19 protein-coding genes are annotated in these 18,179 nt (G+C 70.3%); 11 read left to right on the forward strand and 8 right to left on the reverse strand.

The window, feature by feature from the left end; translation table 11 throughout:
* Positions 1 to 52: 52 nt before the first annotated feature.
* The 7 genes from DLJ58_RS10625 (at position 53) to prcA (ending at position 7,287) form a co-directional block, all read left to right on the forward strand.
* Positions 53 to 1,624, forward strand: a complete 1,572-nt coding sequence (locus DLJ58_RS10625) for a DUF2142 domain-containing protein (protein ID WP_124855305.1) — start codon at positions 53 to 55, stop codon at positions 1,622 to 1,624.
* A gap of 142 nt (positions 1,625 to 1,766) precedes the next feature.
* Positions 1,767 to 3,284, forward strand: a complete 1,518-nt coding sequence (gene dop, locus DLJ58_RS10630; protein ID WP_091408647.1) for a depupylase/deamidase Dop — start codon at positions 1,767 to 1,769, stop codon at positions 3,282 to 3,284.
* A gap of 77 nt (positions 3,285 to 3,361) precedes the next feature.
* On the forward strand, positions 3,362 to 4,612 hold the full coding sequence (locus DLJ58_RS10635; RefSeq protein ID WP_158629568.1) for an acyltransferase family protein: 1,251 nt from the start codon (positions 3,362 to 3,364) through the stop codon (positions 4,610 to 4,612).
* A 108-nt stretch (positions 4,613 to 4,720) separates the two neighbouring features.
* Complete coding sequence (locus DLJ58_RS10640; RefSeq protein WP_030332902.1) at positions 4,721 to 4,936, forward strand: ubiquitin-like protein Pup; 216 nt, start codon at positions 4,721 to 4,723, stop codon at positions 4,934 to 4,936.
* Positions 4,937 to 4,956: 20 nt separating this feature from the next.
* Entirely contained in the window at positions 4,957 to 5,643 is a 687-nt protein-coding gene (locus DLJ58_RS10645) for an endonuclease VII domain-containing protein (RefSeq protein WP_244218877.1), read from the forward strand.
* On the forward strand, positions 5,562 to 6,401 hold the full coding sequence (gene prcB, locus DLJ58_RS10650; RefSeq protein WP_208741002.1) for a proteasome subunit beta: 840 nt from the start codon (positions 5,562 to 5,564) through the stop codon (positions 6,399 to 6,401). The genes DLJ58_RS10645 and prcB overlap by 82 nt, the downstream gene beginning before the upstream one ends.
* 64 nt (positions 6,402 to 6,465) lie before the next feature.
* Complete coding sequence (gene prcA, locus DLJ58_RS10655; protein WP_091408661.1) at positions 6,466 to 7,287, forward strand: proteasome subunit alpha; 822 nt, start codon at positions 6,466 to 6,468, stop codon at positions 7,285 to 7,287.
* 63 nt (positions 7,288 to 7,350) lie between these two features.
* Here prcA and DLJ58_RS10660 read toward each other — a convergent pair whose 3' ends face one another.
* From DLJ58_RS10660 to rfbB, 6 genes are read right to left on the reverse strand one after another with little or no spacing between them, the layout of a single operon-like run.
* Positions 7,351 to 8,379: a glycosyltransferase family 2 protein gene (locus tag DLJ58_RS10660; RefSeq protein WP_124855313.1), complete on the reverse strand. Its 1,029-nt coding sequence runs from the start codon at positions 8,377 to 8,379 to the stop codon at positions 7,351 to 7,353.
* Positions 8,376 to 9,689 (reverse strand): lipopolysaccharide biosynthesis protein, encoded by a 1,314-nt coding sequence (locus DLJ58_RS10665; protein WP_244218878.1) that lies wholly within the window; start codon positions 9,687 to 9,689, stop codon positions 8,376 to 8,378. The genes DLJ58_RS10660 and DLJ58_RS10665 overlap by 4 nt, the downstream gene beginning before the upstream one ends.
* Complete coding sequence (locus DLJ58_RS10670; protein WP_124855316.1) at positions 9,686 to 10,387, reverse strand: glycosyltransferase family 2 protein; 702 nt, start codon at positions 10,385 to 10,387, stop codon at positions 9,686 to 9,688. The genes DLJ58_RS10665 and DLJ58_RS10670 overlap by 4 nt, the downstream gene beginning before the upstream one ends.
* Entirely contained in the window at positions 10,380 to 10,751 is a 372-nt protein-coding gene (locus DLJ58_RS10675; protein WP_112673548.1) for a DUF2304 domain-containing protein, read from the reverse strand. The genes DLJ58_RS10670 and DLJ58_RS10675 overlap by 8 nt, the downstream gene beginning before the upstream one ends.
* Positions 10,748 to 11,635, reverse strand: coding sequence for a dTDP-4-dehydrorhamnose reductase (gene rfbD / locus DLJ58_RS10680; RefSeq protein WP_124855319.1), 888 nt, complete (start codon positions 11,633 to 11,635; stop codon positions 10,748 to 10,750). Before rfbD ends, DLJ58_RS10675 begins: the two co-directional genes overlap by 4 nt.
* On the reverse strand, positions 11,632 to 12,633 hold the full coding sequence (rfbB, locus tag DLJ58_RS10685; protein ID WP_124855322.1) for a dTDP-glucose 4,6-dehydratase: 1,002 nt from the start codon (positions 12,631 to 12,633) through the stop codon (positions 11,632 to 11,634). The genes rfbD and rfbB overlap by 4 nt, the downstream gene beginning before the upstream one ends.
* 85 nt (positions 12,634 to 12,718) lie before the next feature.
* Between rfbB and rfbA the strand changes: the two genes are divergently transcribed.
* From rfbA to DLJ58_RS10705, 4 genes are all read left to right on the forward strand, one after another.
* Positions 12,719 to 13,609: a glucose-1-phosphate thymidylyltransferase RfbA gene (gene rfbA / locus DLJ58_RS10690; RefSeq protein WP_124855325.1), complete on the forward strand. Its 891-nt coding sequence runs from the start codon at positions 12,719 to 12,721 to the stop codon at positions 13,607 to 13,609.
* Positions 13,606 to 14,229 (forward strand): dTDP-4-dehydrorhamnose 3,5-epimerase, encoded by a 624-nt coding sequence (gene rfbC, locus DLJ58_RS10695; protein WP_091408691.1) that lies wholly within the window; start codon positions 13,606 to 13,608, stop codon positions 14,227 to 14,229. Before rfbA ends, rfbC begins: the two co-directional genes overlap by 4 nt.
* A 68-nt stretch (positions 14,230 to 14,297) precedes the next feature.
* Positions 14,298 to 15,656, forward strand: a complete 1,359-nt coding sequence (gene pafA, locus DLJ58_RS10700) for a Pup--protein ligase (RefSeq protein WP_088989658.1) — start codon at positions 14,298 to 14,300, stop codon at positions 15,654 to 15,656.
* 79 nt (positions 15,657 to 15,735) lie between these two features.
* On the forward strand, positions 15,736 to 15,939 hold the full coding sequence (locus tag DLJ58_RS10705) for a hypothetical protein (protein WP_124855328.1): 204 nt from the start codon (positions 15,736 to 15,738) through the stop codon (positions 15,937 to 15,939).
* A 42-nt stretch (positions 15,940 to 15,981) separates the two neighbouring features.
* Here DLJ58_RS10705 and DLJ58_RS10710 read toward each other — a convergent pair whose 3' ends face one another.
* Together DLJ58_RS10710 and DLJ58_RS10715 are read right to left on the reverse strand one after the other, a co-directional pair.
* Positions 15,982 to 17,067, reverse strand: a complete 1,086-nt coding sequence (locus tag DLJ58_RS10710) for a DUF3866 family protein (protein WP_124855331.1) — start codon at positions 17,065 to 17,067, stop codon at positions 15,982 to 15,984.
* Between the two features lie 49 nt (positions 17,068 to 17,116).
* Entirely contained in the window at positions 17,117 to 18,121 is a 1,005-nt protein-coding gene (locus tag DLJ58_RS10715) for a cation diffusion facilitator family transporter (RefSeq protein WP_124855334.1), read from the reverse strand.
* Positions 18,122 to 18,179: the final 58 nt, after the last annotated feature.

Below are 18,179 nucleotides of genomic sequence, written 5' to 3' on the forward strand. Positions count from 1 at the left end.
ACCGCGCCCTGATCCGTTCCGTGCCCCCTGAAAGGCAGCGCAGAGAACCGCGATGACCGAACAACCTGCGGCCGGCGACGGCGACGGCGACGTCGCCGTCGCCGGTGCCGGCGCTCGCCGGATCTGGATCCTGGCGTTCGTCGGCTTCCTGCTGACCATCGGGGCCTGGTCGGTCGCCGCCCCCTACGACGGCACGCCGGACGAGCGGGAGCACATGATCCGCGCCGCCGGTGTGGCGGCGGGGGAGATCGCTCCGCCGCCGGCAGCCGCGAAGAAGGGCTCGGGAGCCTTCCAGGACGTGCCCGCCGGCCTGGTCAGAGAGCAGTGCTGGCAGTTCAAGCCGACCGTCTCCGCCGCCTGCGCGGTCCCACCGGGCAGCGACGACACCCCCGTGCGTGCCGGCACCGGCGCCGGTCGCTACCACCCCGTCTACTACGCCCTGGTGGGCTGGCCGCTCGACATCTGGCCGGGCTGGTCCGGGGTGCTGCTCGCCCGGTTCATCAGCGCTGGCATCGCCGCGGCGCTGTTGGCCAGCGCATTCGTCGTGGCGGTGAACTGGTCCCGGCGTCGTCTGATGATCGCCGGGCTGCTGGTCGCGGTCACCCCGATGGCCGCCCAGATGGCCAGCGCCGTCAACCCCAACGGCGTGGAGATCGCCGCCGGCGTGGCGTTCTTCGCCGCGACCATCCCCCTGTTCCTGGACCGCAGGCCGAAGCCGCACCACGGGCTTCTCATCCTGGCCGGCGTCAGCGGCCTGCTGCTGGCGATGCTGCGGCAGACCGGGCCGCTCTGGCTGGCCGCGGCGTTCGTCGCCTTCGCCTTCCCGTGGCGGCAGAGCAACGTCGGCCGGCTGGTACGCGAGAAGGCCGTGTGGTGGTGGGTCGGCGGCATCGCCGTCGCGGCCCTCACCGCCGTCGGCTGGGGCGTCGTGATGAAGTCCTCCGACCTCGGCAAGTACGGCGGCCACGTGTACACCTACGGCCAGGCCGCCTTCGCCGAGGCCGACCGGTGGCGCAGCTACCTCGACCAGATGGTCGGAGTGACATCATGGCTGGATACCCGGATGCCCGCGCCGATCTACCTGACCTGGCAGTTCGTCGCCGCGGCGCTGTTGATCGGGGCGTTCGTCTTCGGCCGGTTGGTCGACCGTGGGCGGCTGCTCGTCCTGATCGTCGCCGGCACCGTCGTGCCGTCCGTGATGCAGGTGGCCCTGGTCAAGCAGACCGGTTTCGTCACCCAGGGCCGCTACATGCTGCCGATGCTCGCCGGGGTGATGCTGTTCGCCGCGTACGTCTGGGAGGAGCGCGGGCTCGACGCGGCCCGCAGCCGCACCCTGGTCCGGCTCAGCGTCATCCTGCTCCTGCCGATCCAACTCTTCACGCTGATCTTGACGATGGTGCGGTGGCAGGACGGGCTGCCCAAGTACCTGACCTTCCGCACCATCAACCCCTTCGCCGGCGACTGGCACCCGCCACTCGGCTCGATCACGCCCCTGCTGGCGAGCGTGCTCGGTCTGACCCTGCTCGGCGTCCTCGCCTGGCGGGTCTCGATGCGCCCACTGAACGAGCCCGACGAGCCGACGCCCGCGATCGCCGAGCAGACACCGGCAGCGGACCTGCGCTGATCGGCCGACCGGCCGGCCACGCCCGGTGCGGGCGTTGCTGTCGGATTCCGACTAGTCTGGAGTGCAGGGCCGATCGAGCGGTAACGCGCCGGCCGGCGGTGGGCGTGGACCGGTACGTCAGCGAGCTGAAGCGGGGCGCGGCATGAGCGTACGGCGAATCATGGGCACCGAGGTCGAGTACGGCATCTCCGTGCCCGGGCAGGCCGGAGCCAACCCGATGGTCACCTCCTCGCAGGTGGTGAACGCCTACGGAGCACGTCCGGAACTCAACCGGGGCGGCCGGGCCCGGTGGGACTACGAGGAAGAGTCGCCGCTGCGCGACGCCCGTGGCTTCACCTACTCCGGTGCCGCGTACGACCCCGCCGAGGCTCTCGCGGACGAAGACCTCGGCCTGGCCAACGTGATACTCACCAACGGCGCACGCCTCTACGTCGACCACGCCCACCCCGAATACTCCACCCCGGAGGTCACCACCCCCCGGGACATCGTGCGCTGGGACAAGGCCGGCGAGCGGGTGATGGCCGAGGCGTCGCGCCGGGCCGCCACCATCCCGGGCACCCAGCCGATCCACCTCTACAAGAACAACACCGACAACAAGGGTGCCAGCTACGGCGCCCACGAAAACTACCTGATGCGCCGCCAGACGCCGTTCGCCGACATCGTGGCGTACCTGACGCCGTTCTTTGTCACCCGGCAGATCGTCTGCGGCGCCGGCCGGGTCGGCATCGGCCAGGACGGCGGCCAGAGCGGCTTCCAGATCTCCCAACGCGCCGACTTCTTCGAGGTCGAGGTGGGCCTGGAGACCACCCTCAAGCGCCCGATCATCAACACCCGCGACGAGCCGCACGCCGACGCCGACAAATACCGCCGGCTGCACGTCATCATCGGCGACGCCAACCTTTCCGAGATCTCCACCTACCTCAAGGTCGGCACCACCGCCCTGATCCTCACCATGATCGAGGAGAAGGCGCTCGGCGCCGACCTCGGCATCGCCGACCCGGTCAGCGAGCTACGCGCGGTCAGCCACGACCCCTCCCTGACGCACCGGATGCGACTGCGCGACGGCCGCAAACTCACCGCTCTGGACCTGCAGTGGGCCTACCTGGAGCGGGTCCGGTCCTTTGTCGACGACCGGTACGGCACCGACGCCGACGAGCAGACCATCGACGTGCTCGACCGCTGGGAGAGCGTCCTGGACCGGCTGGGCCGGGATCCGATGCTCTGCGCCGACGAGTTGGACTGGGTGGCCAAGCTGCGGCTGCTGGAGGGCTACCGGGAGCGGGAGAAGCTCGGTTGGGGCTCGCACAAGCTCCAGCTTGTCGACCTTCAGTATTCCGACGTCCGGCCGGAAAAGGGCCTCTACCACCGCCTGGTCAGCCGGGGGGCGATGAAGACACTGCTCACCGACGACGAGACGCGCAGCGCGATGACCGAGCCGCCGGAGGACACCCGGGCCTACTTCCGCGGTCGCTGCCTCGCCCAGTACGCCTCCGAGGTGGTCGCCGCGAGCTGGGATTCGGTGATCTTCGACGTGGGCCGTGAGTCGCTGGTCCGGGTCCCGATGATGGAGCCGGAGCGGGGCACCCGCGCGCACGTCGGGGCGCTTTTCGACCGCTGTGCCAGCGCCAAGGACCTGCTGGAGACCTTGACCGGAGGCTGACGTCCGGGTGCCTCCTTCGGGGATCGGCTTGTGGCATGCTAGGCCGTCCCCAATTCCTCGACCCCCACGGTGATGCGATGCTCCCCTCTGCCCGGCAGGTTGGCCGGCGTGCGGTGACGGCTGTTCCGCTGTCGAATGCCTACGCCGGGCGCGCCAACAGTTTCGGCTTCCTACGGCTGTGTTTTGCCGTAGCGGTCGTCCTTGCGCACACTGCGGTGATCGGGTATGCCCGACCGTTGACCGAGGTGGTCGACGTGGCCGGCCTGGGGGTGGCCGGCTTCTTCGGCATCTCCGGCTTCCTCATCACCCGCAGCGCTCGGCGCGCCAGCCTTCCCCGCTACCTGTGGCACCGGGCCCTGCGGATCTGGCCGGGCCTCTGGGTGTGTCTGCTGTTCATCGGTTTCGTGGTGGCGCCGATCGTCTGGTACGCCGAACGCGGCGATCTGGACGGGCTGTGGCGGCACCCGGCGGGTGTGGTCAACTTCCTGCAGGCCAACTGGTGGGGCGGCTACCGCCAACAGGGCATCATGGACGTCTTCCGGGACACGCCGTACGGCGACCTGGTGCGTCGCAGCGTCCTCGACGGCTCACTCTGGACGCTCAGCTACGAGATCTTCTGCTACCTGATCGTGGCTTCGCTGGCCGTGGTGGCGGTGCTGCGCCGTGCCCGCTGGCTGGTGCTCGCGGCCGCTGTTCTGGTCTTCGGTCTGCTGCTCTGGAACCAGTACGAGGCGCTGCGCTTCGGCGGGTCGACGTACTTCACCAGCGGCAGCATCGGCACGCTGCCGCTGCTCGGCGCGCTCAGCAAGATCTGGTTCCTGCGGTTCGGGTTCATGTTCCTGGTGGGCGCAGTGGCGGACCTGTACAGCGACAAGCTGCCCATCAGCGACGTCCTCGGCGTGCTCGCCATCGTGGTGACCGGCTGGCAGACCCTGGAGGGTCACCTGTTCGGCCCGGCGCTGCTCACCTACGAGTACGCCATCCTCTACCTTGCGGTCCGGTTGCCGCGGCTGCTGCATGTCGTGGGGCAGAAGAACGACTACTCGTACGGCATCTACATCTACTCCTTCGTCGTGCAGCAGATGCTGGCCTGGCTGGGGGCGGCGGCCTGGGGCTTCGTCGGCTACTTCGCGGTGGTCATGGTCTTCACCGTCGTGCTGGCGTTCCTGTCCTGGCACCTGGTGGAGAAGCAGGCTCTGCGCTTCAAGGACTGGACGCCTCGCTTCCGCCGCGGGGCACCACCGGCGGAGGCGTCGGGGGAGCGGCAGCCCGAGCCGGAGCGGGTGCCGGTGCCAGCCACGGCCGACGCGTCGGCTCCTCGGGGCTGACCGTTCCGGCGCGATCGAACGCCCCCGACCCGAACACGGCGGACGTGAGGGCTTTCTGTCGCCTGGGCGGGGTAGATTTCATGCCAGACGATCGTGGAGGAGGCAGCAGTGGCCACTCATGACAGCGGCGGCCAGTCGCAGTCCGGCAAGTCCCGTCAGGGCGAGGAGATCGAGGACGTCACCACCGAGGCCAACCCCGAGGTGGCCGAGCGGCACGCCGAGATCACCGAGGACGTCGACGACCTCCTCGACGAGATCGACTCCGTCCTCGAAGAAAACGCAGAGGAATTTGTGAGAGGTTACGTACAAAAAGGAGGTCAGTGAACATATAGGGTAAATCGGACATGCTTGGTATGAACAATGATCGGGACGGGCTTCGCCGCTGCCGAGATTGCAGCGAATGGAAGCCGCTCGATGATTTCTGTGCCAATTCGAAGAGGCCGGAGGGACGGGGCAGCTACTGCAAGCCCTGCTTCAACGAGCGGTCCAAGGCAAGTTACGCACGTCGGGTGAGGGCCAAGTTCGACCGTGAGGTGCGCGCAGGTCGAGCCGTGCCGGAGGGGCACAAGTATTGCTCGGCCTGCGATGCGGACAAGCCGTTCGATGCCTTTCCCCGTAACCGGGCGGACAGCTCCGGATATGCCAGCTACTGCAAGCCCTGTCACAACACGAAGACCAGAGAGACGAAAGAGCGGCTGTACGGGGGTAACCGCGAGTACCACCTGCGGCGCCGGTACGGCGTGGGCGAGAAAGAGTTTCAGGAGCTCCTGGCCGAGCAGGGCGGGGTCTGCGCGATCTGTGGCGGTGCCGACCCGCAACATCTGGACCACGATCATCGCACCGGATGGGTGCGCGGGATACTCTGCTTCAACTGCAACGGTGGTCTTGGCCAGTTCCGTGACAGTCCCATGAGGCTGGCCAGGGCGATCACGTACCTGAGAGGAACCACGTGGCAGCGGGCTTTGATCCATCCGGGCGTCTACCAGATGTGTTCACCAACGCGGGGACGTCCTCCTTCACGACGTTTCTGAGTCGGGTGGCCCCCGAGATGTTGCCCGGTCGGCGACCGCTGCCGCCGGGCATGGCCGCCGACCTGGCGCCGCACGCGACCACCATCGTGGCCATCGCGGCCGCCGAGGGTGTGGTGCTGGCGGGCGACCGACGGGCCACCATGGGCAATCTGATCGCCCAGCGCGACATCGAGAAGGTGCACCCCGCCGACGCGTACTCGTTGGTCGGCATTGCGGGCACCGCCGGTATCGGCATCGAGCTGATGCGACTGTTCCAGGTGGAGCTGGAGCACTACGAGAAGATCGAGGGCGCGATGCTCTCGTTGGACGGTAAGGCCAACCGGTTGGCCTCGATGATTCGGGGCAATCTGGGGGCGGCCATGCAGGGGTTGGCCGTGGTGCCGCTCTTCGCCGGGTTCGACCTGGCCGCCGCCGACCCGGCGCGGGCCGGTCGGATCTTCAGCTTCGACGTGACCGGTGGCCCGTACGAGGAGACCGGCTACGACGCGATCGGGTCCGGGTCGTTGTTCGCCAAGTCCGCGTTGAAGAAGCGGTACCGTGTCGGGCTGACCGTCGAGGACGCGACGCGGCTGGCGGTCGAGGCGCTCTACGACGCGGCCGATGACGACACCGCGACCGGCGGGCCCGACCTGACCCGGCGGATCTACCCCGTGGTGATGACCGCGACTGCCGAGGGCACCTACCGGCTCACCGACGCCGAGACGGCGACGATCGCCGAGGGCGTGGTCGCCGGCCGGATGGAAAACCCGGGCGGTTAGTTCCGCCCGACCACCCCCACCAGCCAGCAGTCGTCAGCACAGCGCCGTTAGGAGAACCGCCGCCGTGGCCATGCAGTTCTACGCCTCGCCCGAACAGATCATGCGTGACCGCTCCGAGTTGGCCCGTAAGGGCATCGCTCGTGGGCGTAGCGCCGTGGTCCTGAGCTACTCCGGCGGGGTGCTCTTCGTCGCGGAGAACCTCTCCAGCGCCCTGCACAAGGTCAGTGAGATCTACGACCGGATCGGCTTCGCCGCGGTCGGCCGTTACAACGAGTTCGAGAACCTCCGGCGGGCCGGCGTACGGATGGCCGACCTGAACGGGCTCAGCTACGACCGCCGGGACGTCACCGGTCGGGCCTTGGCCAACGCGTTCGCGCAGACCCTTGGCGCGATCTTCACCGAGCAGTCGAAGCCGTTCGAGGTGGAGATCTGCGTGGCGGAGGTCGGGGCCACTGCCGCTGACGACGAACTGTACCGGCTCACCTACGACGGTTCGGTCAACGACGAGCCTGGACGGATGGCGATGGGTGGTCAGGCTGAGGCCATCACCGGCGTGCTGAAGTCCAACCACCGGCCGGACATGTCGCTCGGTGAGGCGGTCCAGGTCGCGGTGCAGGCACTGAGCACTGTCGGCGGTGAGGGTGGGGCCGCCCGCACGATCGCCGCGAACCAGCTCGAGGTGGCGGTGCTGGACCGTCAGCGGGTCGGCCGGACGTTCCGGCGGATCACCGGGGCTGCGCTGACCGCGCTGTTGGATGGGGAGTCGGCGCCGCCGACCAGCGACCGGCCGGACACCCCGAGCGTGCCGACCGGGGAGGCCGGTAAGCCGACCAGCTCCGCGGGGTCCGCTGACCTGGAGGACCGGCCGGGTCAACCCGACAGCTGATCAGGTGACGAGACAGCGCCGGGGCCCGCACACGCGGGCCCCGGCGCTGTTGTGTGTCGGGGGTCAGCGGCGCTGGAGCAGGGGCCGGGCGAGGGCCCAGTAACCGGCGGCGACCGCGTTGAACACGCCCATCCCGGGGGGCGAGTCGACGTTCGAGGGGGCGACCCGGGCGGTCATCAGCTCGGCGATCACCCCGTCGGGCACGGTGCGTTCGGCCTGGAGTTGACGGCGGCGGGCGCCGACCCAGGACCGGTTGCGCCACAGCCAACCCCAGCCGCGGGTCTTCTGCCGGGTCCAGCCACCGGCGAGAGCGGCGGCGAGCATGGCGGCTTCGGTGAGCAGCAGCATCGGGGCGAGCAAAACCAGCGTCCGGGTCTGGTACGCGGTGAGCAGGGTGACCAGCCGGTTGCGTTCCACCAGGTAGAGCTTGAGGTCGTTGCGGGAGAACTCGTAGTGGTGGCGCACGACGGCATCGGGTACGTACTCCAGGCGCAGGCCGCGTTGCCAGAGCCGCAGGCTCAGCTCGGTGTCCTCGTGGTAGGCGAAGTATTCGGCGGCGAAGCCGTCGAGTTCCTGCCAACGCTGCCGGCTGATCACGAAGCAGCAGCCGCTGAGCGACGGCACCCTGGTGCGTACGGCGTGGGCGGTGGCCGGCTCGCCGTTGCCGCCGGCCCAGGACAGCCCGGTGAAGTGCAGTGGGTTGCCGGAGGTGTTGATCAGCTCGGGAGTGTCGGCGAGCCGGATGGAGGCCATCGCGGCGCCGACGCCCGGTTCGGCGGCCACCGCAACCGTCTTGGCGAGGGCGTCGGGGGCGACGATGGCGTCGGAGTTGACGAAGGCGAGCCAGTCTCCGGTGGCCTCGGCGGCGCCGATCCGGCAGCCGCCGGAGTAGCCGGTGTTCTGCTCGGGTCGGACCACCCGAACCTCGGGGAAGCCCTTGACGATGTCGATGCCGTCGCCGGTGCAACCGTTGTCGACGACGACCAGCTCGATGTCGACGTCGGTGCTGGCCAGGATGGCTCGGGCGGCGTTGACCAGGTACGGCTCGGCGCCGTAGGCGAGCATGACGGCGGTCACCTGTGGGCGGGTCATCGGAGGCCTCCGGATGCGGCAGGGGCGACGGCCTCGGCGAGCCGCCGGGTGGGGGTGGTGGGTCGGCGGACGCCGCCGCGCAGCAGCAGTGTCGCCATGGTGGCGGCGACGACGACCGAGCCGATGGTGTACGCCAGCTCGACTCGTAGGGTGACCGGAGCCGGGATCAGCGTCACGGCGATCAGGGCGGCGACGCCGACGCTCCAGGCGAGGGCCTGGGCGCGGTGCCGGTCGAGGGCGAGCAGGGCCTGGCCGAGCACCATCGCCCACAGGTAGGCGAGCGTGGCAGCCGCCAACCAGGCGAAGTCGCCGTGGCCGAGGACGCCGGGTGCGTCGAAGAGCGCGCCGACCAGCCACGGGCCGAGCAGCACGGCGCCGAGGGCCCCGGTGAGGCCGAGCGCGGTGACGATGCCGAGCGCCCGGCGCAGCAGGCTGTGGAAGCCGGCCTGGTCGCCGGTGGTGGCGGTGGTGGCCAGGCCGGGCAGCAGTGACGCCTGGAGGGAGCCGAAGACGAACAGGGGGATGCGGACCAGCACGAGGGCGGAGAGCAGCGCGCCGGCGGCTGCCGCGTCGGCGGGGGCGAGCAACTGCACGTTGATCACGCCGATGTTCACCACGACCTGGGAGAGCAGGCTGGAGGCGGTGAGCAGGCCGAGGCCGCGTAGCAGGGTGGCCCAGGCGACCGGTGGACCTCCGCCGATGGCGCGTAGCACCGGCGGCAGGGTGAGCAGGACGCTGACCAGCGGGGCGGCGACGAGCACGAGTCCGTACCAGACGGGGGAGGTCACTCCGGCCAGGCCGAGCAGGGCGACCATGATGATGCGCAGGCCGCCGTCGATCCCGAGTTGGGTGCCGTACCAGGGGAACAGTTGCAGGCCGGAGAGGACGCCGCGGGTGGCGTAGGCGACCGCCATCGCGGCGAGCGCGCCGATCAGCACGGTGACCAGGTTTCCGTCACCGGCGAAGAGCTTGTCGGCGAGTGGCTGACGGGCGACGGTGACGGCCAACACCAGCACGGCGAGCAGCACCGCGGCGACGGTGACGCCGCGGGCCAGCACCGGCCCTGGGGGCAGCCCCTGGCTGTGCCGGGCGGCGACGACCCGGGCGACCTCCTGCTCGATCGGCATGAACACGCCGATGCCGAGGGTGAACACGATCGACCAGAGCACCGACAGCGACGAGTAGTCGGCCTTGCTGAGGCTGTGGCCGGCGACCGCGAGGTGGACGTAGGAGGCGAGGCCGAGAAGGCCCAGCCCGGCACCAACAGCGATGGTGCCGGGCGGGATCAGGCGTAGCAGGCGTTGGATCACCGGCGAATGAGCGCCAGCGTGAGGACGGCGAACGCGCGGCCGAGGTAGATCATCGCCCGGGCGGGGGAGTGGCTGGGCGTGCCGGCCATCCGCTTGCGCATGGCGACCGGCACCTGGCGGATGCGGTAGCCGCGGCGGGCGGTGTGCACCAGGGTCTCCACCGTGTCACCGAGGTACTCGGCCGGGTACCAGGTGGCGAACATGTCGATGACCCGCCGGTTGGCGGCCCGGAAGCCGGAGGTGGTGTCGGTGAGCTTGGTGTGGGCGACCCGGGACAGCACTGCGGAGAGCATCACCATGGCCCAGCGGCGGGGGCCGCGGACCGTGTAGTCGCCCTCACCGGCGAAGCGGGCGCCGATGACGAGGTCGTTGTCGTCGAGGAGGTCGACGAGCTTCGGCACGTACCGGGGGTCGTGTTGGCCGTCGGCGTCGATCTGGATGGCGACGTCGTAGTCGTGGTCGCGGGCGTAGCGGTAGCCGAGGCGCATGGCCCCACCGACGCCGAGGTTGTACGGCAGTTTGGCGACCAGGGCGCCGGCGGCGACGGCGACGGCGGCCGTGCGGTCGGTGGAGCCGTCGTCGACGACGAGCACGTCGACGCCGGGTAGCTCGCCGCGGACCTCGCCGACGACGTCGGCGATGGAACCCGACTCGTTGAGGGCCGGAATGATGATCAGTGTGCGCTTGCCGTTAACCATCGGTCGACACCAGTTCGTCACGGGCCGCCCGGTCCGCGTCGATCTGCGCGCGGAGCAGAGCGAAGTCTTCGGCCAGGGTTCGGGTTTCTTCCTCGAGTGCGCTGACCTCCCAGCTCAGGTGCACACACACGAGCAACAGGAAGACGATGCCGAGGAAGAGAACCAGGCTGACACCGGAGGCGACGCCGAGGAGTTCGGCGACGTTGTCGAGCAGCCGGGGGAACAGGGACAGCGGGATCACGACGACCAGTACGGCGAGCCAGAGCATGCCGTACTTCTCGCGCAGCTGACGACGGCGCAGCAGCTCGACGATGGTGCCGAGCAGCAGCAAACCGGTCAGGCCGGTGACGAGGGTGAGCTTCATGCGACCTTCCACGGGGCGGGTGGAGCGGGGGAGTGGAACGCGTCAACCAGGGCGCTGTGCCAGTCGGGAAGCGGGGGCAGACCTACGGCTGCCCAGCGGCTGTGCCCTAGCACACTGTACGCAGGCCGTGGGGCGGGACGCGGATACCGGTCGCTGGTGGTGGGTCGGATCCGGTCCGGGTCCAGTCCGGCCAGCGTGAACGCGGCGCGGGCCAGCCCGTACCAGGTCGTCTGCCCGGCGCAGGTGCCGTGGTAGACGCCGGGCGTCGCGTGACCGGCCAGCGCCGCGTCGGCGAGCGCGACGAGCCGCTCGGCGAGCGCGTACGACCAGGTGGGTTGGCCGCGTTGGTCGTCGACCACGTCGAGGTGTTCGCGCTGGGTGGCGAGTCGGAGCATGGTGGCCACGAAGTTCGGGCCGTGTGCGCCGTAGAGCCAGGCGGTGCGCACGACGTACCCGGTGTCGGGCAGCAGCCGCGCGACGGCCTGTTCGCCGACCAGCTTGCCGCGGCCGTAGGCGTTGACCGGCGCGGTGGGCGCGTCCTCCGGGTACGGGGTGTCCGCGTTGCCGGCGAGGACGTAGTCGGTGGACACCTGGATCAGTCGGGTTCCGTCGGTGGCGCACGCCGCGGCCAGGTTGGCCACGGCGTGGCCGTTGACGGCGGTCGCCGCGGCCTCGTCGGCCTCGGCGGCGTCGACGTTGGTCCACGCGGCCGCGTTGATCACCAGGTCGTGCCCGGCGACGGCGGCGTGGACCGCCGCGCGGTCGGTGACGTCCAGGTCGGCGCGGGTGGCGGCGGTCACCTTGAGGTCGGGCCGTGCACCCAGCACGGTGACCAGGTCCCGGCCGAGCATCCCGCCCGCGCCGGTGACGAGGAGTCGGGTCATGCGGTCGGCGCGGACTTGAGGGGTTCCCACCAGTTGCGGTTGTCCCGGTACCAGCGGACGGTGTCGGCGAGGCCCTGGTCCAGGGTGATGCTGGGGTGGTAGCCGAGCTCTTCGCTGATCTTGGTGATGTCGAGGGAGTACCGGCGGTCGTGGCCCTTGCGGTCGGTGACCGGGACGACCCGGTCCCATCCGGCACCGCAGGCGTCCAGGAGCAGACCGGTGAGTTCCTTGTTGGTCAACTCGGTGCCGCCGCCGATGTTGTAGACCTCGCCGGCGCGGCCCTTCTGCTGGACGAGGGCGATGCCGCGGCAGTGGTCGTGCACGTGCAGCCAGTCACGGACGTTGCCGCCGTCGCCGTAGAGGGGGACGGTGCCGCCGTCGAGCAGGTTGCTGACGAACAGCGGGATGACCTTCTCGGGGAACTGGTACGGGCCGTAGTTGTTGGAGCAGCGGGTGACGACCACGTCCATGCCGTGGGTGCGGTGGTACGACAGCGCGAGCAGGTCGGAGCCGGCCTTGGACGCCGAGTACGGCGAGTTGGGGGCGAGGGGCCAGGTCTCGGTCCAGGAGCCCTCGTCGATCGAGCCGTAGACCTCGTCGGTGGAGACGTGCACGAACCGGCCGGTGCCGTGGCGCAGCGCCGCGTCGAGCAGCGTCTGGGTGCCCAGCACGTTGGTGGTGACGAACGGCGCGGCGCCCGCGATCGAGCGGTCGACGTGTGACTCGGCGGCGAAGTGCACGATCACGTCGTGCTCGGCCACCACCTCGTCGACCACGACCGGGTCGCAGATGTCGCCCTGCACGAACCGCAGTCGCGGGTCGTCGCGGACGGGCTCGAGGTTGGCCAGGTTGCCCGAGTAGGTCAGCTTGTCCAGCACGGTCACGACGGCCGGCTCGATCGGCGGCACGCCGTCTGCACTGCCAAGGGGCTTGCCCAGCAGCAGGCGAACGTACTCCGACCCGATGAATCCGGCTCCGCCGGTGACGAGGATCCTCACGGGTCCGGAAGTATACGCGACGGACGGCGCGGCTCCTGGTGTGCGACCCGCGCACAACCTGTCCGGGTGCGGCTAGGCTTCCCCGGTGCGCGGAATCCTACTTGCCGGCGGCACCGGGTCCCGGCTCTGGCCGATCACCCGGGCGGTCTCGAAGCAGCTGATGCCGGTCTTCGACAAGCCGATGATCTATTACCCGCTCTCCACCCTGGTGATGTCCGGGGTCCGGGAGATCCTGGTGATCACGACTCCGGACGACCAGGACCAGTTCCGTCGGCTGCTCGGCGACGGCAGCCAGTTCGGGCTGCGGCTGGAGTACGTCAGCCAGGAGCGCCCGGAGGGCATCGCGCAGGCGTTCATCCTCGGCGCGGACTTCATCGGCACCGAGTCGGTGGCGCTGGTCCTCGGCGACAACATCTTCCACGGCGTGGGTCTGGGCCGGCAGCTCGCCGACCACGGTGACCCGGTCGGCGGGCGGGTCTTCGCCTACCAGGTGGCCAACCCGCAGGAGTACGGCGTGGTCGACTTCGACGCCGATGGTCGGGTGCTCTCGATCGAGGAGAAGCCGGCCCGCCCGAAGTCCCGCTACGCGGTGCCCGGCCTCTACTTCTACGACAACCGGGTGGTGGACATCGCCCGCAAGCTCACCCCGAGCGCCCGCGGAGAGCTGGAGATCACGGCGGTCAACGAGGCGTACCGGGAGACCGGGGAGCTGGCGGTCACGGTGCTGGATCGCGGCACCGCCTGGCTGGACACCGGCACGTTCACCTCGATGATGCAGGCCGCCGAGTTCGTCCGGGTGGTCGAGGAGCGGCAGGGTCTCAAGATCGGTTGCGTCGAGGAGGTCGCCTGGCGGGCTGGCCTGATCGACGACGCGCAGCTGCGTGCGCTCGCCGAGCCGCTGACCAAGAGCGGTTACGGCAACTACCTGCTCGGTCTGCTCAGCGACAAGGCCGGCGACGACGGGGGTTCCTGGTGAAGATCCGGGAGCTGAGCATCGAGGGCGCCTGGGAGATCATCCCCCAGCAGCACGGTGACCCACGCGGCATGTTCATGGAGTGGTACCGCTTCGACAAGCTCGCCGAGGTGGTGGGGCATCCGCTGCGGCTGGCCCAGGCCAACCTGTCGGTCTCCGCGCGTGGCGTGGTGCGCGGCGTCCACTTCGCCGACGTGCCGCCCGGGCAGGCCAAGTACGTCACCTGTGTGCGGGGCGCGGTCCTCGACGTGATCGTGGACCTGCGGGTGGGCTCGCCGACCTTCGGTCGTTGGGAGGGCGTCCGGCTGGACGACACCGACCGTCGGGCGGTCTACCTCAGCGAGGGGCTGGGGCACGGGTTCTGCGCGTTGACCGACGACGCGACGTTGAGCTATCTCTGCTCGGCCACCTACAACCCGACCGGCGAGCACGCGGTGCACCCGCTGGACGAGGAGTTGGGCATCGAGTGGCCCGCCGACGTTCCACTGCTGTCCGCGCGCGACGACGCGGCGCCGACTTTGGCGCAGGCTCGCGAGCGGGGCCTGCTTCCGGAGTACGACAGCTGCCGGCGGTTCGTGGCGAGCCTCGGTCCGGACGGAATGTCGCACTCAACCGGTATGTGACCGCGCTCGGGGCACGACCTGTGGTCTGACAGTGACGAACCGGGCCTCCGGGCGGCTAATGTCACACCATGGAGCGGCGAATCTTCGGCCTCGAGACCGAGTACGGCGTCACCTGCACCTATCGCGGGCAGCGGCGGCTGTCCCCGGACGAGGTCGCGCGGTATCTGTTCCGTCGCGTGGTGTCCTGGGGCCGGTCGAGCAATGTCTTCCTGCGCAATGGGGCCCGGCTCTACCTGGACGTCGGGTCGCATCCGGAGTACGCGACACCGGAGTGCGACTCGGTGACCGATCTCGTCGCCCACGACCGGGCCGGCGAGCGGATCCTGGAGGGCTTGCTCGTCGACGCGGAGAAGCGGCTGCACGACGAGGGCATCGCGGGTGAGATCTACCTGTTCAAGAACAACACCGATTCGGCCGGCAACTCGTACGGCTGCCACGAGAACTACCTGGTCTCCAGGCACGGCGAGTTCGGCCGGCTCGCCGACGTGCTCATCCCGTTCCTGGTCACCCGGCAGTTGATCTGCGGGGCCGGCAAGGTTCTGCAAACCCCACGCGGCGCGGTCTACTGCCTCTCACAGCGGGCCGAGCACATCTGGGAGGGCGTCTCCTCCGCGACCACCCGCAGCCGCCCGATCATCAACACCCGCGACGAGCCGCACGCTGACGCCGAGCGCTACCGGCGGTTGCACGTGATCGTCGGCGACTCCAACATGAACGAGGTCACCACGCTGCTCAAGGTCGGCACCGCCGACATCGTGCTGCGGATGATCGAGGCCGGGGTGGTGATGCGCGACCTGTCCCTGGAGAACCCGATCCGGGCCATCCGGGAGGTGTCGCACGACATCACCGGGCGGCGCAAGGTGCGCTTGGCCAACGGCAAGGAGGTCAGCGCCCTGGACATCCAGCAGGAATACCTCGCCAAGGCCACCGAGTTCGTCGAGCGACGCGGCGGCGACCAGGCCGCCAAGCGGGTCGTCGAGCTGTGGGGCCGGGTGCTCAACGCGGTGGAGACCGGCGACCTGGAGCCGGTCTCCCGGGAGATCGACTGGGTCAGCAAGCTGCGGCTGATCGAGCGCTACCAGCGCAAGCACGACCTGCCGCTGTCGCACCCCCGGGTGGCGCAGATGGATCTGGCCTACCACGACGTGCGCCGTGGCCGGGGCCTCTACGGGCTCCTGGAGCGCCGCGGCGAGGTCGACCGGGTGGCCACCGACCCGGAGATCTTCGAGGCCAAGGAGACCCCGCCGCAGACCACCCGGGCCCGGCTGCGGGGCGAGTTCATCCGGCACGCCCAGGAGAAGCGCCGGGACTTCACCGTCGACTGGGTGCACCTGAAGCTCAACGACCAGGCGCAGCGCACCGTGCTCTGCAAGGACCCGTTCCGGGCGTACGACGAGCGGGTGGAGCGGCTGATCGCCAGCATGTGACCGGTTGCCGGCCCCGTCGGTGCGCTGCGCCGACGGGGCCGGTCAGCCCGGCGCACCGAGCGGTTAAGCTGAGCGCGCCATGACGACTTCTGGACCTTCCGACCGCTCCGAGCGCCCCGAGCGCGGCACCGAGCGGCAGAACTGGATCGAACGCCGGCGCGAGAAGATCCGCGCCGAGGTCGACCGCAACCGGCGCGGCGAATACACGGTGCCGACCTGGGTGCTGGCCCTGGCGTTGGTGCTCATCGTGGGCGGCTGGCTGGCCCTGATCTTCCTGGCCTGATCCGCCCCACCCCTTGTTGATCATGAACGGCTGGGGTTGGGGTCAGGGAAGGAGGGTTACCGCGTGGCGGCCGGCGGCGGCTGCCGCCAGGAAGTACGCGCGGTCGGCGTCGAGGCCACGGCCCATGGTGGACAGCGGCACGGCGCTGGCTCGCAGCGCGGCGTCCAGACCGTCGGTGAGCACCTGGACGATCCGGTGCCGGGCCGCCAGGGGCGACAGCGCCGCGTGCACCTCGGCGGCGAGTGTCGGGTCCAGGTCGGCGGGCACCACCAGCTCCGCCGGGGCGAGCGCCACCCGGCCGTACGCGGTGAGGCTGTGGTGTGACACGCCCCGGTGTCGGGGGCGGGGATCGGCGTCGGAGATGCGCAACGAGCCGACCGGCTTTCCGCCCAGCGTGGCGACCGCGTTGACCGCTTCGCCGACGGCGACGCCGGAGAAGCCCCACCGGGTTCCGGTGCCGAGGTTGCCCGGTCCCTGAGCCACGATCGCCACGTCCGCGTTCAGCACGTAGCGGGCGGCGAGCAGACCGCCGTGCAGGGTGGTGGCCTCCAGGTCGCCACCGAACGCCTGCCCGACGGTGATCGTCCCGGCCAGCTCGGCCCGCAGCCCGGCGAGGGTCCGGGAGAACCAGGCGGGCAGCGCCCCGCCGTCGGTGAGCAGGTACGCCACCCGCGCCTGCGGGGCGTCGGCCCGGATACCGGCCAGGATCGCCGGGAGCGCCGAGTGCAGGTCGGCGGTGACCACCGGCAGGCCGCCCAGATCGTCCGCGTCGGCCAGCATGTCGCGGTGCGGAGAGGCCTCCTCGTCGACGCCGAGCAGGATCGGCTGCAACGGCGTGTAACGGGCCTTGACCAGGTGCCCGGCGTCGCGGGTGTCGGCGACGTCCGGCGGGTCCGGCGGCAGCCGGTCCGGCAGGGCGACCACCAGGGCGTACCCGCCGGTGCCCAACCCCATCAGCAGCGCGCCGGCGTTGAGCAGCACCCGGTCGCCGGGCTCGGGCGTGCCGACCAGCTCCGGGTAGGCCAGCGCCCGCATCCGCGTGCCGTCGGGCAGGTCGACGTCCAGCTCCACCGCCCCGGTCCACTGCCGTCGCAGCGTCGCCACCGTCCCCGTACGCCATCGCACCATGACGGGCACGCTAGCCGCGCGGGCGTGGCGGTCCGCGCCCGGGTGTGGGTCAGGTCGGCTCGGGGCCGCCGGCGTCCGGGCTCGGCCCGGCCTGGGTGTGCCGGGCGGTGCCGGTGGCGCCCGGCATCGAACGGGTCGGGTCGAGGAAGACGAACCTGATCTCCGGGTATCGGTTCGTGAGCCGCCGCTCGGCCTCGTCGGCGGTGGCCTCGATCTGCGCGCCGGTGGCCTCGTCGCGGAAGTCGACCTTCGCGGCGATTAGGACGTCCTGCGGGCCGAGCTGCATGGTCAACAGAGTGTCGATGCGCTCCACCTCGGGCAGACCGGCCAGATCCTGCTCGATCTCGTGGCGCAGCCGCTCCGGAACGGCCCGGCCGACCAGCAGTGACAGGTTGTTGCTGGCGAGGACCCCGGCGACCGTCAGCAGCAGGAGCCCGATCAGGATCGACGCGACGCCGTCCCACACCTCGTCGCCGGTGGCGTGCGACAGGCCGACGCCGAGCCCGGCCAGCACCAGACCGATCAGCGCCGCGCTGTCCTCCAGGAAGACCGCCTTGACGGTGGTGTCGGCGGTCAGCCGCAGGAACCGCCGAGGCGTGGTCCGCCAGCGTCGCGACTCGCGGCGGACCTGCCGCACGGCCCGGGCCAGCGAGATCGACTCGATGACGAACGACACCCCGAGCACGATGTACGAGATGAGGTAGTCGCCGCTGTGCTCGTGCACCAGGATCGTGGTGACGCCGTGGGTGACGGCGAAACCGGCGCCGGCGACGAACGTGAACATGGCGGCGAAGAAGGCCCAGACGTAGCTTTCCTTGCCGTACCCGAAGGGGTGCCGCTGGTCGGCCGGGCGGGCACCGCGGCGCAGGGCCTGGAAGAGCAGCACCTCGGTGGTGGTGTCGGCGATCGAGTGCGCCGCCTCGGAGAGCATCGCGGCTGATCCGGAGATCAGCCCGGCGATCAGCTTGGCGACCGCGATGGCGAGGTTGGCGGCGCCGGCGACGACGACCGTGCCCACACTCTCGCTCTCGGGCCTGGCGTCCGCTTGCGACATGGGGATCACCCTATGACCGCGGACGGCGACACGCCGGGGGAGGCCCGATCCGAACAAG

It is taken from the genome of Micromonospora arida (assembly GCF_003857035.1).
GTDB classification, from domain to species: Bacteria; Actinomycetota; Actinomycetes; order Mycobacteriales; family Micromonosporaceae; genus Micromonospora; species Micromonospora arida.

Excerpts from the sequence above, each read along its gene's own strand:
- DLJ58_RS10625 (WP_124855305.1), top strand. The coding sequence starts at position 53 with ATGACCGAACAACCTGCGGCCGGCGACGGCGACGGCGACGTCGCCGTC.
- dop (WP_091408647.1), top strand. The coding sequence starts at position 1,767 with ATGAGCGTACGGCGAATCATGGGCACCGAGGTCGAGTACGGCATCTCC.
- DLJ58_RS10635 (WP_158629568.1), top strand. The coding sequence starts at position 3,362 with ATGCTCCCCTCTGCCCGGCAGGTTGGCCGGCGTGCGGTGACGGCTGTT.
- DLJ58_RS10645 (WP_244218877.1), top strand. The coding sequence starts at position 4,957 with ATGCTTGGTATGAACAATGATCGGGACGGGCTTCGCCGCTGCCGAGAT.
- DLJ58_RS10660 (WP_124855313.1), bottom strand. The coding sequence starts at position 8,379 with ATGACCCGCCCACAGGTGACCGCCGTCATGCTCGCCTACGGCGCCGAG.
- DLJ58_RS10670 (WP_124855316.1), bottom strand. The coding sequence starts at position 10,387 with ATGGTTAACGGCAAGCGCACACTGATCATCATTCCGGCCCTCAACGAG.
- DLJ58_RS10675 (WP_112673548.1), bottom strand. The coding sequence starts at position 10,751 with ATGAAGCTCACCCTCGTCACCGGCCTGACCGGTTTGCTGCTGCTCGGC.
- rfbD (WP_124855319.1), bottom strand. The coding sequence starts at position 11,635 with ATGACCCGACTCCTCGTCACCGGCGCGGGCGGGATGCTCGGCCGGGAC.
- pafA (WP_088989658.1), top strand. The coding sequence starts at position 14,298 with ATGGAGCGGCGAATCTTCGGCCTCGAGACCGAGTACGGCGTCACCTGC.
- DLJ58_RS10705 (WP_124855328.1), top strand. The coding sequence starts at position 15,736 with ATGACGACTTCTGGACCTTCCGACCGCTCCGAGCGCCCCGAGCGCGGC.
- DLJ58_RS10710 (WP_124855331.1), bottom strand. The coding sequence starts at position 17,067 with ATGGTGCGATGGCGTACGGGGACGGTGGCGACGCTGCGACGGCAGTGG.
- DLJ58_RS10715 (WP_124855334.1), bottom strand. The coding sequence starts at position 18,121 with ATGTCGCAAGCGGACGCCAGGCCCGAGAGCGAGAGTGTGGGCACGGTC.